At 68.5% G+C, this 15,755-nt stretch carries 14 protein-coding genes; 13 read left to right on the top strand and 1 reads right to left on the bottom strand.

Annotation, left to right across the window (positions count from 1 at the left end; translation table 11 throughout):
* Positions 1-150: 150 nt before the first annotated feature.
* From LG334_RS09370 to LG334_RS09330, 9 genes are all read left to right on the top strand, one after another.
* Positions 151-1,212: an NAD(P)H-quinone oxidoreductase gene (locus tag LG334_RS09370; RefSeq protein ID WP_404385447.1), complete on the top strand. Its 1,062-nt coding sequence runs from the start codon at positions 151-153 to the stop codon at positions 1,210-1,212.
* A 297-nt stretch (positions 1,213-1,509) separates the two neighbouring features.
* Positions 1,510-2,829 (top strand): ABC transporter substrate-binding protein, encoded by a 1,320-nt coding sequence (locus LG334_RS09365; RefSeq protein ID WP_404385445.1) that lies wholly within the window; start codon positions 1,510-1,512, stop codon positions 2,827-2,829.
* 92 nt (positions 2,830-2,921) lie between these two features.
* Positions 2,922-3,818, top strand: coding sequence for a branched-chain amino acid ABC transporter permease (locus tag LG334_RS09360; RefSeq protein ID WP_404385443.1), 897 nt, complete (start codon positions 2,922-2,924; stop codon positions 3,816-3,818).
* Positions 3,819-3,821: 3 nt separating this feature from the next.
* Positions 3,822-4,886 (top strand): branched-chain amino acid ABC transporter permease, encoded by a 1,065-nt coding sequence (locus LG334_RS09355; RefSeq protein WP_404385441.1) that lies wholly within the window; start codon positions 3,822-3,824, stop codon positions 4,884-4,886.
* Positions 4,883-5,674 carry an ABC transporter ATP-binding protein gene (locus tag LG334_RS09350; RefSeq protein ID WP_404385439.1) on the top strand — a complete coding sequence of 264 codons (792 nt, stop codon included), beginning with the start codon at positions 4,883-4,885 and terminating at the stop codon, positions 5,672-5,674. The genes LG334_RS09355 and LG334_RS09350 overlap by 4 nt, the downstream gene beginning before the upstream one ends.
* A 4-nt stretch (positions 5,675-5,678) precedes the next feature.
* On the top strand, positions 5,679-6,341 hold the full coding sequence (locus tag LG334_RS09345; RefSeq protein ID WP_404385437.1) for an ABC transporter ATP-binding protein: 663 nt from the start codon (positions 5,679-5,681) through the stop codon (positions 6,339-6,341).
* The gene (locus LG334_RS09340) at positions 6,341-7,921 is read left to right on the top strand and encodes a class I adenylate-forming enzyme family protein (RefSeq protein ID WP_404385435.1); all 1,581 of its coding nucleotides are present in this window, start codon (positions 6,341-6,343) and stop codon (positions 7,919-7,921) included. The genes LG334_RS09345 and LG334_RS09340 overlap by 1 nt, the downstream gene beginning before the upstream one ends.
* Positions 7,918-8,658 carry a histidine phosphatase family protein gene (locus tag LG334_RS09335; RefSeq protein WP_404385433.1) on the top strand — a complete coding sequence of 247 codons (741 nt, stop codon included), beginning with the start codon at positions 7,918-7,920 and terminating at the stop codon, positions 8,656-8,658. Before LG334_RS09340 ends, LG334_RS09335 begins: the two co-directional genes overlap by 4 nt.
* Positions 8,659-8,758: 100 nt before the next feature.
* Positions 8,759-9,715: a cyclase family protein gene (locus tag LG334_RS09330; protein WP_404385431.1), complete on the top strand. Its 957-nt coding sequence runs from the start codon at positions 8,759-8,761 to the stop codon at positions 9,713-9,715.
* On the opposite strand, the gene LG334_RS09325 is transcribed toward LG334_RS09330, so the two are convergent.
* Positions 9,708-10,973, bottom strand: a complete 1,266-nt coding sequence (locus LG334_RS09325) for an NAD(P)/FAD-dependent oxidoreductase (protein WP_404385428.1) — start codon at positions 10,971-10,973, stop codon at positions 9,708-9,710. The two genes, LG334_RS09330 and LG334_RS09325, sit on opposite strands and share 8 nt — an antisense overlap.
* A gap of 239 nt (positions 10,974-11,212) precedes the next feature.
* Here LG334_RS09325 and peaA point away from each other — a divergent pair, with 239 nt between their 5' ends.
* Genes peaA through peaD form a run of 4 tightly spaced genes read left to right on the top strand, consistent with a single transcriptional unit; the run spans position 11,213 to position 15,703 of the window.
* A complete protein-coding gene (peaA, locus tag LG334_RS09320) occupies positions 11,213-12,763 on the top strand; it encodes a quinohemoprotein amine dehydrogenase subunit alpha (protein ID WP_404386344.1) in 1,551 nt (516 codons plus the stop codon).
* A 30-nt stretch (positions 12,764-12,793) separates the two neighbouring features.
* The gene (peaB, locus tag LG334_RS09315; protein ID WP_404385426.1) at positions 12,794-14,227 is read left to right on the top strand and encodes a quinohemoprotein amine dehydrogenase maturation protein; all 1,434 of its coding nucleotides are present in this window, start codon (positions 12,794-12,796) and stop codon (positions 14,225-14,227) included.
* A complete protein-coding gene (gene qhpC, locus LG334_RS09310) occupies positions 14,224-14,550 on the top strand; it encodes a quinohemoprotein amine dehydrogenase subunit gamma (protein WP_404385424.1) in 327 nt (108 codons plus the stop codon). Before peaB ends, qhpC begins: the two co-directional genes overlap by 4 nt.
* Positions 14,551-14,608: 58 nt before the next feature.
* On the top strand, positions 14,609-15,703 hold the full coding sequence (gene peaD, locus LG334_RS09305; protein ID WP_404385422.1) for a quinohemoprotein amine dehydrogenase subunit beta: 1,095 nt from the start codon (positions 14,609-14,611) through the stop codon (positions 15,701-15,703).
* Positions 15,704-15,755: the final 52 nt, after the last annotated feature.

Raw genomic sequence — 15,755 nt, 5'->3', positions numbered from 1 at the left:
GTTTATCCGTTTGTCGGACAAACGATGGCGCAAAGCTCCTCCCTCTGTCAATCTTGTGCGGTTCATCCGGTGGAGGTGATGCCCGCGCCGTGGACTCGGGCACGCGCCGCCGCCACCATTCAAGCAAAGTTGAACAGGAGCCCGCAGTCCATGTCCGACGTCCCCCCCATTCCGTCGACCATGACTTACATCCGCCTCACCGACTACGGGCCGGCCGAGAACCTGGTGCCGGCGGAAGGCCCCGTGCCCGGCCCGGCGCCGGGGCAGGTGCTCATCAAGGTGGCGGCGGCCGGCGTCAACCGGCCCGACGTGCTCCAGCGCCAGGGCAATTACCCGCCGCCCGCCGGCGCCTCCGACGTGCTGGGGCTGGAGGTCGCGGGCACGGTTGTAAAGCTCGGCGACGGCGTGGAGCGGTTCCAGGTGGGCGACTCGGTCTGCGCACTGGTGGTCTCCGACGGTTATTCGCAGTATGTGGTGGCGCCCGAGCCGCAGGTGCTGCCGGTGCCCACCGGTCTGTCGCTGCAACAGGCCGCCGCCCTGCCGGAAACCTACTTCACGGTCTGGAGCAACATCTTCGACCGCGGCCAGTTGAAGGAGGGGGAGACGATCCTCATCCACGGCGGCTCCAGCGGCATCGGCACCACGGCGATCCAGCTCGCCAAGGCTTTCGGAGCCACCGTCATCGTCACCGCCGGCACCGACGACAAATGCGCCGCCTGCAAGGATCTGGGCGCCGACCACGCCATCAACTACCAGTCCGACGCCTTCGAGGACAAGGTGCTGAAGGTCACCGAGGGGCGCGGCGCCGACGTCATCCTGGACATGATCGGCGGCGCCTACGTGCCGCGCAACCTGAAGGCGCTGGCGACCGACGGGCGTCTGGTGCAGATCGCGTTCCTCGATTCGGCCGACATCTCGGGCAATTTCCTCCAGCTCATGACGCGGCGGCTGACCTGGACGGGCTCGACGCTTCGCCCCCGCACGGTGGACGCCAAGGGCCGCATCGCCAAGGCGCTGGAGGACAACGTCTGGCCGCTGCTGAGCAAGGGCGCGGTGCGGCCCATCATTCATGCGACGTACCCGCTTGAGGAGGCGGCGAAGGCCCACAAGCTGATGGAGAGCAGCAGCCACATCGGCAAGATCATGCTTGAGGTGACGCACCCCGAGCCCGAGCCCGACGAAGAGGGTGACGCCGCGTCCGCCGCGGACTGAGGACGGAAAAAGGAACCGAGCGTTCCGGTGGGGTAACGGCTTGACGGCCGTCGACACTCCTGCCTAACATTCGATTGTCGGACAAACGGATGAATGGTTTGTCAGAGGCAAGCGGACCGCGCCAGAACGGCCGCGCCTCTCATCAAGAAAAAGCCAAGGTCGAGGACCGGCACCCCGAAGGGACAGAAGAAGGCGTCGCAAACGCCTCTCCCCTTCGGCGGGCCGCAAAAACAAGACAGGCGGCGCATCGGCCGCCCGGCGTCCAAGCAAGAAAGACCACAGGGAGGCTTTTCCACCATGAACACGTTCAAACGGGAGACGTCCGTCCGCGCGGTGCTCGCCGCCGGGGCCGCCGCCGCCGTCATGGCGGTGGGTGCCACCGGCGCGCTGGCCCAGTCGGAGGACACCTACAAGATCGGCGTCGTGACCTTCCTTTCCGGTCAGGCTGCCGAAAGCTTCGGCGTGCCCGCCTGGAACGGCGGCAAGGTCCTGATCGAGAAGCTGAACGCCGGCGAAGGCCCCGCGCCCTACGACAAGAAGGGCTTCGGCGGCCTGACCATCGAGCCCATCGTCATCGATGAGGCCGGCGGCGCGACCAAGCAGGTGCAGGAGTTCCGCAACCTCGTCCAGCGCGAGAATGTCGACGCCGTCGTCGGCTACGTCTCGTCGGGCGACTGCCTCGCCATCGCTCCGGTGGCCGACGAGTTGAAGGCGTTGACGGTGCTGTACGACTGCGGCACGCCCCGCGTGTTCGAGGACGGCGAGTACGAATACGCCTTCCGCACCGCCGCCCACGCCACCATGGATAACGTCGCGCTTGCCCGATACATGAAGGAAAAGGGCGTGGACGTGAACACCATCGGCGGCATCAACCAGGACTACGCCTGGGGCCACGACAGCTGGCGCGACTTCACCGCCAGCATGAAGCAGCTCTATCCCGAGTCCGAGGTGGTGGCGGAACTGTTCCCGGCCTTCGGCGCCGGCCAGTACGGAACGGAAATCTCGGCCATCATGCGCGAGAACCCCGACGTCATCCACAGCTCCAACTGGGGCGGCGACCTTCAGGCCCTGATCCTTCAGGCCATGCCGCGCGGCATGTTCCAGCGCAGCCAGGTGGCGCTGTCGGCGGGCGACCACGTCATGCCGCCGCTGGGCGAGAACATGCCTGAGAACGTGGTGATCGGGGCGCGCGGCGCCTACGGCTACATGGCGCCCGACACGCCGCTGAACCAGTGGTGGCAGAAGATCTACATGGACGAGTACGACGTCATCCCCGTCCAGGCCCCCTACCGCATGGCACAGGCGATTCTGGGCCTGAAGCTGGCGGTGGAAAAGGCCATGGAGGAAAACGGCGGCCAGAAACCGACCAAGGAGCAGGTGGCCGCGGCGCTCAAGGGCGCGTCATGGGAAAGCCCCGCCGGCCAGATCGAGATGGCGCTGGGCAACGGCCACCAGGCCATCCAGCCGACCGCCATCGGCCGCACCCAGAAGAACGACGAGGGCAAGGTCGTCATCGGCGACATCGTGCGCTTCAACGCCCGCTGCGTGAACCCGCCCGAGGGCAAGAAGAGCATCGAGTGGATCGAGAGCGGCTTCGAGGGCGCCCAGTGCGACTGACGCACCGCCCCTGACGCCCGCGTGACAGAGCCTCGCCCGTCGCCGCCGCCGGGCGAGGCTCCCCTACCCCCCGCACTTGGGGAGTTCCGTTCATGGATTACCTGCTGACCATCCTGGTCGACGGCGTCGTCTACGCATCCTGGCTGTTCATCGTGGCGCTGGGGCTGACGCTGGTGTTCGGCGTGCTGCGCATCCTCAACATCGCGCACGGCAGCTTTTATGCCCTGGGTGCCTATGCCGCCGCCTCGGCCGTGGCGCTGTCCAACGGCCTGGGCCTGCCGCCGGCGCTCAGCCTTCTTGCCATGCTCATCGCCTCCATCGCCGTCGCCATCGCCGTGGCGCCGTTCCTGGAGCGCGTGGTGCTGCGCATGTTCTACGGCCGCGACGAAGTGCTCATCCTGCTGGTGACGTATGCCGTCTTCCTCATGCTGGAGGACATCACCAAGCTGATCTGGGGGGTCACGCCCTATTACGTGTTCGAGCCGCGCGGCCTGTTCGGCAACGTGGAGATCGGCAGCCTGTTCTACGTCGGCTACGACCTGATGCTGATCGTCCTGGCCGTCGTCTGCGGCCTGGCCGTGTGGTTCGGGCTGAACCGCACCATCATCGGCAAGGTTGTGCTGGCGGTCATCCATAACCGCGAGATCAGCGCCGCCATGGGCGTGAACGTCGCCCGCGTCTACGTGCTGGCGTTCTTCATCGGCGTGCTGCTGGCGGCCCTGGCCGGCGCCTACACCGCGCCGCTGATATCGGTCCAGCCGGGCATATCGGTCAGCGTCATCATCCTCAGCTTCGCCGTGGTCATCATCGGCGGGCTGGGCAGCATTCCGGGGGCGGCCATCGGCGCGCTCATCGTCGGCATCGCCCGCGCGGCGGCGGTCTACGAGCTGCCGGAGGCGGAAATCTTTATCGTCTACCTGGTCATGGCGACCGTGCTGGTCTTCCGGCCGGAGGGCCTGTTCCAACGCGCGCAAGTCCGGAAGATCTGACCCATGCATGGCAAGACCCTGAAAACCCTCCTCGGCGGCGCGGTCCTCATGGCGGTGCTGCTGCTCGCCGGCCTCGCCGCCCCGCAGTGGCTGCTGTTCACCGCCACCAAGGCCATCGGCTACGGCATCGTCGCGCTAGGCATCGTGGTGTTGATGCGCGGCGGCGTGGTCTCCTTCGGCCAGGGCATGGTGTACTGCGCCGGGGCCTACGCCGCCGGGCTGATCGCCGCCAACTGGGGCCTTACGGATGCGCTGTTGCTGCTGTGCATCGGCGGCGTGACCGGCATCGTCATCGGCGGCGTGGTCGGGCCGCTGATCGCCCGTTACCGGGGCATCTTCTTCGCCATGCTGACGGTGGCCCTGTCCATGGTGCTCTACGGCGTGCTGGTGAAGATGAACCAGATCGGCGGGTCGGACGGCTTCAACGTGCCCGAGCCCACCTTCTTCGGCTGGCTGCCCAACCGGGATTCCGCTGACCTGGCGCTGTACTTCACGGCGATCATCGTCGCCGGCGTCACCGCCATGATCTGCCGCGTGTACTTCGACAGCATGGCCGGCCTGATGAGCCGGGCCGTGCGCGAGAACGAGTTGCGGGTGGAGTACCTGGGAACCTCCGTCCATCGCACGATGGTGCTGAACTTCGTCGTCGCGGCCGGGTTCGGCGGTGTCGGCGGGGCCCTCAACGGCATGGCGCTGGGCCATGTGGACCCGCTGTTCAGCTTCTGGACCACATCCGGCGAGTTCGTCTTCGTCGCCATCCTGGCCGGGCCCTACTCGGTCGCGGCCGTGTTCGTGGCGTCCATCATCCTGGAACTGGTGCGCAGCTTCTCCAACCTCTACTTCCCGGAGACGTGGCAGTTGGTGCTGGGCGCCTTCCTGCTGGCGGTGATCCTGTTCCTGCCCGAGGGCATCGGGTCCCTCTGGGCCAAGGGGCGGATCATCGCCCCGCGCACGCCCCGTGACGACGTGACCCGAAGCCGCGCCGCCGAGGACCGTTCGGCGGGCGGATCGCGCGTCGTCACCGCTACCCGCGCCGCCCGTCCCACCGCCAAGGAGCCGCAGGCATGAACGCATCCCCCGCCCGCGCGCCGCGCTCCGCCCCCTCCCCGGCCGTTCCGGTACTGGAGGCGCGCGGCCTGAACAAGAGCTTCGGCGCCGTGTCGGCGGCGGCCGACATTTCCATCCAGTTCGCCACCGGGTCCAAGGTCTCCTTGATCGGGGCAAACGGGGCGGGCAAGACCACCTTCGTCAACATGGTCACCGGCTACCTCAAGCCCGACAGCGGCGCAATCCTGCTGGACGGCGTCAACGTGACGAAAAAGAAGCCGCGCGCCATGACCCACCTTGGCGTCTGCCGCAGCTTCCAGATCCCGCAGTTGTGCGAGCCCATGACGAGCGTCGAGAACATGCTGGTCTCCTTCGGCGCCTCAGGCCGTCGGTTCAGCCTGTTCCGCCCCTGCGGGTCCGAGGGCAGCGAGGACGAGGCGCGCGCCATGCTCGACCGCTTCGGGCTCGAGCAATACGCCGACCGCGTGGTGGCAGAGCTTCCCGGCGGCGTGCGCAAGCTGCTGGACATCGCCATGGCGATGGTCCGCAAGCCCAAGGTGCTGCTGCTGGACGAGCCCACCAGCGGCGTTTCGGCGGAAGAGAAGTTTCCGCTGATGGACACGGTCATGGCCGCGCTGGCGCACGAGGACGTCACGGTGCTGTTCGTGGAGCACGACCTGGACATCGTGACCCGCTATTCCGACCGTATCGTCGCCTTCTACGCCGGCAAGATCATCGCCGACGACCGCCCCGACGAGGTGCTGGCGGACGAGGCCGTGCAGAAATACGTCACCGGAAGCGCGAGGTAGGCCCATGCTGCTGCAACTGAACGACGTGCAGGTCATGATCGGCAGCGTACAGGCGCTGCGCGGCTTCTCCATGACCGTCGATGCCTCCGAAATGACGGCGCTGGCCGGGCGCAACGGCGCGGGCAAGACCACCGTCATGCGCTCCATCATGGGGCTGGTGAAGACCACCGGCGGCTCCATCTCCTTCGACGGCGAGGACATGGCCAAGGTGCCCGTCCATCATCGCGCGCGGCTGGGCATCGGCTACATGCCAGAGGACCGTGCGCTGGTGCCGGAACTGACGGTGGCGGAAAACATCCTGCTGCCAAGCTGGGTCACGCCCACCATCGACGGGCCCAAGCGCCTCAAGCAGGTGTGGGAGATCATGCCCGAACTGTACGGCATGAAGGATCGCCGCGCGCTCCAGCTTTCCGGCGGGCAGCAGAAGATGGTCGCGCTTGGCCGGGCGCTGACGGTGGGTACGCGGCTGCTGCTGCTGGACGAGCCCTTCGAGGGCGTGGCGCCGGCGCTGGCGCAACGGCTGGCGGACGTGATCGCCGCGCTTCGGAAAGAGAAACTGTCGGTGATCCTCAGCCAGTCGGAACTGAACCACGCCTTCAGCCTGTTCGACAGCGAATGGATCATCGAGCGCGGCAGCAACGCCGCCAGTCGCGAGGCCGCCGAATAATGGCCAACGCCCTGCCCGCCTTCCCGCCCATGCCGCCGATGCGCGCCGAGGCGCACTTCGGGGACCGGGTGGTGCCCTGCTTCGTCGAACGGCCGCAGCACACCGATGCCATGATCCGCGTCGCCGTCGCCGCCAACCCCGACGGCGACGCGGTGGTGGATGGCGGGACGCGGCTGTCCTACCGCGACCTGGACGCCCAGGTCTCCGCCGTCGCCCGCGCGCTGCTGGCGCGGGGGCTGGAGAGCGGCGCGCGGGTCGGGCTGCTGATCGGCAACCGCTGGGAATGGGTGGTGGCGCTGCTCGGCACCCTCCGCGCCGGGCTGGTGGCCGTGCCGCTGTCGACGCGGGCGCAGGGCGCGGAACTGGCCTACATCCTGGACGACTGCGGCGCCACCCTGGTGGTGGCGGAGCCCGCCCTCGCCGACCGCCTGCCGGAGGGGCTGGACCTGATCGCGCTGGACAGCCCGTTCGAGTCCCTGCTCGCCGACTACGCCGACGGCCCGGTGCCCGACCCGGCGCCGGCGGAGGAAGAGCTTGCCGTCATCCTCTACACCTCGGGCACCACCGGGCATCCCAAGGGGGCGATGCTCACCCACCTGAACATCGTGCATTCCTGCCTGCACTTTTCGCTCTGTTTCTCCATGACCGCCGCCGACCGATCCCTGGTGGCCGTGCCGGTGAGCCATGTGACCGGGCTGATCGCCTGCGTGCTGGCGCCCATGAGCGTCGGCGGGGCGGTGCTCATGCTGAAGGCCTTCAAGGCGGATGCCTTCCTGGACTTGGCCGAGCGGGAACGCATGACCTACACCATCATGGTGCCGGCCATGTACAACCTCTGCCTCCTGCGCAGCGACTTCGCGAGGCACGACCTCTCGGCCTGGCGCATCGGCTCCTACGGCGGCGCGCCCATGCCGGAAGCGACCATCCGCAGGCTGGCCGAGGCGCTGCCGAACCTGGAGCTTGCCAACGCCTACGGCGCGACGGAGACCACCTCCCCCACCACCCTCATGCCGCCGGGCGGCACGGCGACGCATTCCGCCAGTGTCGGCCGCGTCGTGCCCTGCGGCGAGGTCCGCGTTATGGACGAGGCCGGGCGCGAGGTTCCGCCGGGCGAGCCGGGAGAGGTCTGGATCGCCGGCCCCATGGTGGTACCGGGATACTGGAACAAGCCCGAGGCCACGGCGGAAAACTTTCACGCCGGTTTCTGGAGGTCGGGCGACATCGGATCGCTGGACGCCCACGGTTTCCTGCGTGTCTTCGACCGCAAGAAAGACATGATAAACCGGGGCGGCTACAAGGTCTTCTCGGCAGAGGTGGAGAACGTGCTGGCCCATCATCCCGCGGTGGCGGAGGTGGCCGTGGTGCCCCATCCCGACCCGGTGCTGGGCGAGAAGGTCCACGCCTTCGTCCACGCCAGGGACGACATCACCGAGGACGCCATCCGCACCTTCTGCGCCGAGCGGCTGTCGGACTACAAGGTGCCCGACTTCGTGACCTTCTCGCCCGACCCCCTGCCCCGCAACAGCAACGGCAAGCTCATCAAGCGCGCCTTGCGGGACGGCATCGAGGCCGGTTCATGAGCCTTCAGGAAATGCCGGAACAGCCCGTCCCCGGCCGCCGACGGCTCATTTTCATGCGCCATGGGGAGGTGCTGTACCTGGGCGAGGACGGCCGCCCGGTCCATCCCAAGCACGTCCAACTCACCCCGCGCGGGCGGGCCCAGGCCGACGCCGCGCGGAAGCTTCTGGCGCCTTCGCCGCCGGACATCGTCATCTCCTCCCCCAAGGAACGCAGCCGCCGCACCGCCGAGATCGCCGGCGGCGGACTGCCCGTGCGCGAGGAGCCGGCGCTGACGGAAATCCGCTCCGGCAACGCGCTGCGCTTCCCGCCGGACCGCTTCGACGCCGAATTCACGTACGGGTTCGAGACGGCAGGCGCACCCGGCGCCCTGTTCTGCGGCGGCGAGCCCTTCGCGGCCTTCGCCGACCGGGTGATGGGCGTCGTTCACGGGCTGCTGCGGGAGCCCGGATGGACGACGGCGCTGATCGTCAGCCATGAGGGCGTCAACCGCGTGTTGCTCTCCTGGGCCGTCGGCGCCGGCCTGAACGCCTGCGGGGCGTTCGACCAGGACATGGGGTGCCTGAACATCATCGACCTGGACACCGACGAAGCCGGCGCCGTGATCCGCACCACGCTCAAGGCCGTGAACGTCACCCCCTTCGACCCGGCGAAGACCGGTCGGCGCCTGACGTCCATGGAGCGCCTGGGCGCCGACCTGCGGCCCTTCTGCGCCACCACCGACGACGCCGATACCTGACCGGAGGGTGCATAAGGCCCCTCCCTCCTTGACCGGCCGCTTGCCCGAGCAGCACGCTCGGCTTTGCAATCATAAAACTGAGCAAGGGAGGTTTCGTCCGATGCGTACTGCTCCCCTCCGCGCCGCCGCCCTGGCGGTGCCTCTGGCGCTGTTGCTGGGCTCCGCTGCCGTGGCCCAGGACGACCGCGCCACCTTCGACAGCCCCTACGGCCCCGACGACCAGATCGGCGCCGCCAACAACATGACGCCGGACACCGTCAAGGCGGCCGCCGGGCTGGTGACGGAGGGCAAGGTCTACCCGCTGGGCATGACGGTCGACCGCGCCACCCCGGCCTTCCCGCCGCGCTCGGTGAGCGTCACCGTCGTCACGCCCAGCCAGGGCATGGGCAAGACCTTCGGGCCGAACCGGGGCAGCTACAACGACGACATCTTTCACGGCTGGCTCGGCGTCGGCACGCAGATCGACGGCCTCGGGCACCTGGGCCGCGACCATGTCTATTACAACAACAACAAGGCCGAGGACCTGGTGAACGTCACCGGCCTCACCAAGCTGGGCATCGAGCAGATCCCGCCCATCGCCACGCGCGGCGTGCTGGTGAACATGGCCGCGCACGAGGGCGTGGAGCAACTGGAGGGCGGCCATGCCATTTCCGCCCAGGCGTTGCAGGACGCGCTCTCGGCGCAGGGGACCACGGTCGGCAAGGGCGACGTGATGATCGTTCACACCGGCTGGATGGACAAGATCGGCGAGGACAACGAGACCTGGGGCAGCACCGAACCGGGCCTGGACGTGGACGCCGCCGAGTGGCTGGCCGAACAGGGCGTGGTGGCCGTCGGCGCCGACAACTGGGGGCTGGAGGCCGTGCCCTCGGCCGACGGCGAGAGCTTCTTCCCCGTCCATGTGACGCTGCTGGCGGAAAACGGCGTCTACATCCTGGAAAACATCGTCACCCGCGAGCTGGTGGCGGACGACGTGAACGAGTTCCTCTTCGTCCTTGGTCCTGCGCGGGTGAAGGGCGCGGTGCAGATGATCATCAACCCCGTGGCAATCAAGTAGAGATTAAGCCCCGCACCGTCAGCCATCCGACGACGGCGCGGGCCTTGGCCTCGCCATGTTCGGCGGCGAGGTCGGCCGGGCCGTGCTGTTGCAATCGCCGCCACGCCTCCACCACGGGAATGTCGGCGATGAAGGCGACCCCCGCCGGCTCCTGTTCGGTGACGATAACCTCCCGCTCCTCCAGCAGCCCGTCCACCACGACGATGGCCGTCGTCACGCCCGGTTCCGCCGCCTCGTGCACCGGCGCGTCATCGGGAAACCCCAGCCGCCGCGCCCAGAAGGGGCGGTCCTGGAAGCGGGTCTCCTGGCGCAGGAAGTCGCGGCCGAGGCGGGCCTGCCGCAGGTAGGTCTCGCGGATGCGCTCGCCGATGTAGCGGGTGGCGAGGTCTTCGCTGTCCGGCCCCGGACGTTCCTCAAGCGTGCGCCACGCCGCCACCGCCGCCAGCGCGCCGGAGACCGCCCAGAACATGCCATGGCCCGACAGCGGGTCCATCCCCGCCGCCGCATCGCCCGCCGGCAGCACGCGCGGATCAATGGCGCCCGTCGGCACGACCGGCGCGCACTCGCGGATGGAAAGCCCCTGCGGCTCCCCCGCCAGATGCGGCGCGACCTCCGCCAGGGCCGCCCGCAGGCGCTCGGCCGGGGGCGCGTCGTCGGCGCGGGCGTCGAGCGTCGCCTGCGTCCACACCCGGCCATCCCCCGGCCGCGCGATCCACACCCAGCCGTCGGCGAAGGGGGTGACGGCGGCGCCGGCCTCCGCCTCCCCTGAAAGCCAGCCGCCGACGGCCAACGTCGCCGGGCCGCGCGTCACCGGGCGGTTGGCGTGCGCCGCCCGCCCCCGCGCGTCAATCACCCGCCGGGCCGAAACCTCCCGCCCGTCCGACAGCCGCACGCGCACCGCGTCATGTTTCGCCTGAAGAGTCGCCGTCGCCGTCGCAAGCTCCGCCCCCGCCTCCACGGCGGCGGCCCGCAGGGCGCGGTCCATGCTCGCGCGCTCCACCAGATGTTCGCCGTTGTGCGCCGTTTCCTCCCCGGCCCAGGATGCCCGGCGGGGCACCAGCGGCGAGACGTCGGGCAGGCGATCGGCCAGCCCTTCCGCCCGCAGCCAGGCCATCAGGCGCTCGCCGATGCCCTCCAGCCGCGCGGGCGTGCGGTCGGGGTCGGCCAGCAGCACCCTCGCCCCCTGCCCCGCCAGCGCCCGCGCCGCCACCGCGCCCGCCGGGCCGCCGCCGATCACCGCCACATCCACCGTTTCCATGCGCTTCGCCCCTCCTGTCCTGCGCAACATGACAGCGCAGGATCGCGGGCGCGTCCACCCCGCGCGGCCCGATAGATAGCAGCAGCGTCATCTTTGTCCGGATCTGTCAAGAAGTGCCGCCGAAACCGGGATAGCCTCATACGTGGTCAGAGGACGACCAATGCCCACAAAAGAGGCATGGCTACTGACCAGGGAACGGATCTGGCTTCAACGACATGGGGGACACCATGCGATTGACCGTGCTTTCCGGGGCGCTTCTTGTCAGCGCCCTGGCGCTGGTGCCGTCGGCCAAGGCCGCAGACGGCCCGGCGCTTCTGGAGGCGAAATGCGCCTCCTGCCACGCCGAGAACGGCGACGGCACCTACACCCGCATCGACGAGGGCCGCCGCACGCCCGAGGGCTGGTTCATGACGCTGGTGCGCATGGAGCGCAACCACGACGTCAAGCTGACCGACGACGAGCGCCGCACCCTCGTCCGCCATCTGGCCGACACGCGGGGCCTGACCGTCGCCGAGACCGAGGGCTCGCGCTACATCCTGGAAAAGGACCCCGTCTCCTGGGACGAAGGCCCCACCCAGGAACTGACCGAGATGTGCAGCCGCTGCCATTCGTGGGCGCGGGTGACGCTCCAGCGCCGCACCAAGGACGACTGGGACAAGCTGATGCACTTCCACCTGGGCCAGTTCCCCACCGCCGAGTACCAGGCGCTGGCGCGTGACCGCGCGTGGTGGGACATCGCCCAGAACCAGATGGTCGACGAACTGGCGGAACGCTTCCCGCTCGGCGAGGCGCCGGACGCCTCCACCGCCGACCTGTCCGGCACCTGGGCTGTGGCCGGCGTGCAGCGCGGCCAGGGTCCGTACCACGGCACCATGAGCGTCGCGCCCAAGGACGGCGGGATGCTGGACGTGTCCGTCGACCTGACCTACGACAACGGCACGACCCTCAGCCAGAGCGGCACGGGGATGCTCTACGGCGCCGGCGAGTGGCGCGCGACGCTGTCCGGCGCCGGCACGGACTATCGTCAGGTGCTGGCCCTGTCCGAGGACGGCGAGACCCTGACCGGCCGCTGGTTCGAAACCGAGCAGGACGTCATCGGCGGTGCCATGACCGCCGTGAAGACCGACGCCGCCCCGCGCGTCGTCGCCGTGGCACCGACCCACCTGCGCCAGGGTGCCTCCACCCGTGTCACCGTCACCGGCGTCGGCCTTGACGGCGAGCCGGACTTCGGCGAGGGCGTCACCGCCACCGTGGTCGAGCGCACGCCGGAAACCCTGGTTCTGGACGTCGCCGCCGATGGCGCGGCGCAGACCGGCCCGCGCGGTGTCTCCGTCGGCGGACAGTCCATGGAAGACGCCTTCGTGGTCTACGACGGCATCGACCGCCTGACCGTGGAGCCCGCCGTCACCTTCGCCCGCGTCGGCGGCAACGGCGGCCCCATTCCCAAGGTGCCGGCGCAGTTCGAGGCCATCGGCTGGATGAACGGCCCGGACGGGCAACCGATGACCGAGGACGACATCCGCATCGGCGCCATGCCGGCCGAGTGGAAGACGGACAACTTCGACGCCACCGCCGCGGCCCTGGAAGACGCCAAGTATGCCGGCCAGATCGGCGACGGCGGCCTGTTCACGCCAGGTCCCGCCGGTCCCAATCCGGCGCGGGTGAAGGGCACCAACAACGTCGGCAACCTGTCGGTCATCGCATCCGTGTTCGACGGCGGCCGGGAAGTCGAGGCGACGGGGCAGCTTTACGTCACCGTCCAGCGCTTCGTCGATCCGCCCATCCGCTGACCCGAACCCGATGGAAAAGGAGGATCACCCATGGGCATGCTGACCCTGGTGCCTCATAACGTCCACGACGTCGCGGTCGACGGCCACCGGATGCTGGTCCACGTCCCGACCACCAGCCTGTTCGAGATGGACGACGTCAGCGCAAGCGTGCTGGAGCTGTTCCGCCAGCAGGGCATGGCGTCGGCCGAAACCATGCGCAGCGCCTTCGGCGACCGTTTTTCGCCGGAAGACCTGGCCGACTGCGTGGACGGCTTCAAGCGGCTCGACATCCTGCGGGATGCCGGGGCGCCGGAGACGCCGATCACGGTGACGGAGGTGGAGGACATTCCGCTGTCCACCATCATCCTGAACGTCAACACCGGCTGCAACCTGTCGTGCACCTACTGCTACAAGGAAGACCTGACCTCGCCCGCGAAGGGGGAGCGCATGGACTTCGACACCGCGCGCGACTCCTTCGAACTGCTGCTTCGGCAGGCCAAGGACCGGGACCGCGTCAACGTGGTGTTCTTCGGCGGCGAGCCCCTGTCCAACCTGCCGCTCATCAAGCAGGTGGTCGAATACGCCGAGCCCCGCGCCGCGGAAGTGGGCAAGACGGTGGACTTCTCGCTGACCACCAACGCGACCCTTCTGACGGAAGCGACCGTCGACTGGCTGGACGCGCACAAGTTCGCGCTGACGGTCAGCATGGACGGGCCGAAGGCGCTGCACGACGTCAACCGCCGCACCGTCGGCGGCAAGGGCACCTATGACCTTGTCGCGAAGAAAGTGCGGATGCTGCTGTCGCGCTACAAAAGCCGTCCGGTAGGCGCGCGGGTGACGCTGACAAAGGGTGTCACCGACGTCATCGGCATCCACGATCACCTGAAGTACGACCTGGGCTTTTTCGAGGTGGGCTTCGGCCCGGCGACATCCGGCCCGTTGTCGTCCTTCAACCTGGGGGACGCGGAGCTTCAGGCGGTGTTCGGCGCCATGAAGACGCTGGGCGAGGCTTATGTGCAGGGTGCGCTGGAAGGCCGCAACATCGGCTTTTCCAACATGCACCAGTTGCTCACCGACATCGCCGCCGGCACCCGGAAGGCCGTGCCCTGCGGGGCGGGGCTTGGGATGCTGGCCGTCGACAAGGGCGGCGACCTGCACCTCTGCCACCGCTTCGTCGGCTCGGACCAGCCGACCTACGGCAATGTGCGCGAAGGCATCGACGTGAAAGGCCTCGGCGCCTTCATCGAGGAGGCGCAGGACCGCAGCAACTACGACTGCCGCACCTGCCGCATCCGGTCGGTCTGCGCCGGCGGCTGCTACCACGAGAGCTATGCCCGGTCGGGCGATCCGCATGCGCCCGTGCTGCACTACTGCGACCTGATGCGCGACTGGGTGGACTTCGGCATTGCCGCCTATGTCCGCATCATGCAGGGCAACCCGTCGTTCATCCGCACCCACGTCGAGCCCCGGAGGCTGCCGCAATGAAGCACCTGAAACCCGCCAACGCCAAGGCCCAGCAGTTCACGGAAGCCGCCGAGGACGGCCGCGAGGAAGAGGTCGTCGCCATGACCTCTCTGGTGGGCTGCACCACGTCGTTCGACCCCGGCTGGGAGGTCGACGCCTTCGGCGGCGTCGCCGCCCTCTGCCAGCCCATGGAGGCCGACCTCTACGGTTGCGCCGACCCCTGCTGGTGGCCGGCCCAGGTGGCCGACACGCTGAACACCTATCCCGACTGGAACGCCGATGCACCGGCGGCCCAGACCGACTGGCGCAAGCTCAACCAGGTCTTCCCCGAAGACAAGGGCTGACGCCCGCCGCTTGACGCTTCTCGACGTGGTGAACGCAGTGCATTGGAGTGAACGAACCATGCGAACCCTGACACGCTCGGCCATCGCGGCCGCCGTGGCGGCGGGATTGGGCCTCTCGGCCGTGCCCGCGCTGGCGAAAGACTACATCCTGACCGCCATAAAGCCCAACAAGCTTGTGGTGGTCGACCCCGAGGAAATGGCCATCGACAAGGTCATCGAGGTCAAGAACGGCGGCCCGGCGCCGCTCACTCTTATCCCCACCGACGACGGCAAGCGCGCCTATGCGCTGGTCAACCGCTGGGAAAGCATCGTCGCCGTCGACCTTGAGACGGGCGAGGAAACCATGCGCATCGACCTGTCCGACAAGGACACGCGCGTGAAGGCCATGTTCGGCGTCGACCTGTCGCCGGACGAAACCACGCTGGCGGTCTATGAGTCGCCCGTGGACATCCTGGCCGGCGAAATGAAGGTGCAGCCCACCCGCATCTCCTTTTACGACGCCGAGACCGGCGAACTGAAGGGCCGGACGGAGGCACCGCGCCAGATCACGCTGCTGATGTACAACGCCGACGGCTCGAAGCTCTACGGCCTGGGCCGGGCGGTGCACATCTTCGACGGCCAGACCGGCGAAAAGATCGGCGAGCACGCGACCCAGAAATGGGAGCGCGCCAACTACAGCCAGCCCGACATCCTGGACGTCTGGAGCCAGTGGGAGACGGCGAACGTGCTGTCCACGCCCTACTATGCGGCCAGGACCGACATGGACCCCATGAACCCGGAAGCCTACTGGACCGGCATCCTGACGCTGGACCTGGAGACCGGCGACTTCCAGATGAAGGACGTCGAAAACACCGACATCTTCTACTTCTCCACGGCCGTCAGCCCGACGGACAAGAACATCGTCTATGGCGCCTACACGCAGTTGTCGAAGTTCGACGTCTCCGAGGGCAAGCCGCTGAAGCGTGTGGAGCTGCCGCACAGCTACTACTCCATCAACGTCTCCAGCGACGGCAGCAAGGTCTTCGTCGGCGGCGCCATGGGCGACATTGCGGTCTATGACGCCGAGACCCTGGACATGATCGGCCAGATTCCCATGCCGGGCGGTGCCAACATGAGCCTTGCCACCATGCGCGTCTTCCAGCGCGACGAGTGAGGGAGGGAGCGCGGCCGGCGGTTGGTCTTCTGGGCCGCCGCCGGCCGCGTGC

The organism is Caenispirillum salinarum (assembly GCF_044803115.1).
Lineage (GTDB): Bacteria > Pseudomonadota > Alphaproteobacteria > Rhodospirillales > Rhodospirillaceae > Caenispirillum > Caenispirillum salinarum_A.
This window is presented reverse-complemented; position numbering and strand designations above follow the sequence as displayed.

Excerpts from the sequence above, each read along its gene's own strand:
- LG334_RS09370 (WP_404385447.1), top strand. The coding sequence starts at position 151 with ATGTCCGACGTCCCCCCCATTCCGTCGACCATGACTTACATCCGCCTC.
- LG334_RS09365 (WP_404385445.1), top strand. The coding sequence starts at position 1,510 with ATGAACACGTTCAAACGGGAGACGTCCGTCCGCGCGGTGCTCGCCGCC.
- LG334_RS09360 (WP_404385443.1), top strand. The coding sequence starts at position 2,922 with ATGGATTACCTGCTGACCATCCTGGTCGACGGCGTCGTCTACGCATCC.
- LG334_RS09355 (WP_404385441.1), top strand. The coding sequence starts at position 3,822 with ATGCATGGCAAGACCCTGAAAACCCTCCTCGGCGGCGCGGTCCTCATG.
- LG334_RS09350 (WP_404385439.1), top strand. The coding sequence starts at position 4,883 with ATGAACGCATCCCCCGCCCGCGCGCCGCGCTCCGCCCCCTCCCCGGCC.
- LG334_RS09345 (WP_404385437.1), top strand. The coding sequence starts at position 5,679 with ATGCTGCTGCAACTGAACGACGTGCAGGTCATGATCGGCAGCGTACAG.
- LG334_RS09340 (WP_404385435.1), top strand. The coding sequence starts at position 6,341 with ATGGCCAACGCCCTGCCCGCCTTCCCGCCCATGCCGCCGATGCGCGCC.
- LG334_RS09335 (WP_404385433.1), top strand. The coding sequence starts at position 7,918 with ATGAGCCTTCAGGAAATGCCGGAACAGCCCGTCCCCGGCCGCCGACGG.
- LG334_RS09330 (WP_404385431.1), top strand. The coding sequence starts at position 8,759 with ATGCGTACTGCTCCCCTCCGCGCCGCCGCCCTGGCGGTGCCTCTGGCG.
- LG334_RS09325 (WP_404385428.1), bottom strand. The coding sequence starts at position 10,973 with ATGGAAACGGTGGATGTGGCGGTGATCGGCGGCGGCCCGGCGGGCGCG.
- peaB (WP_404385426.1), top strand. The coding sequence starts at position 12,794 with ATGGGCATGCTGACCCTGGTGCCTCATAACGTCCACGACGTCGCGGTC.
- qhpC (WP_404385424.1), top strand. The coding sequence starts at position 14,224 with ATGAAGCACCTGAAACCCGCCAACGCCAAGGCCCAGCAGTTCACGGAA.
- peaD (WP_404385422.1), top strand. The coding sequence starts at position 14,609 with ATGCGAACCCTGACACGCTCGGCCATCGCGGCCGCCGTGGCGGCGGGA.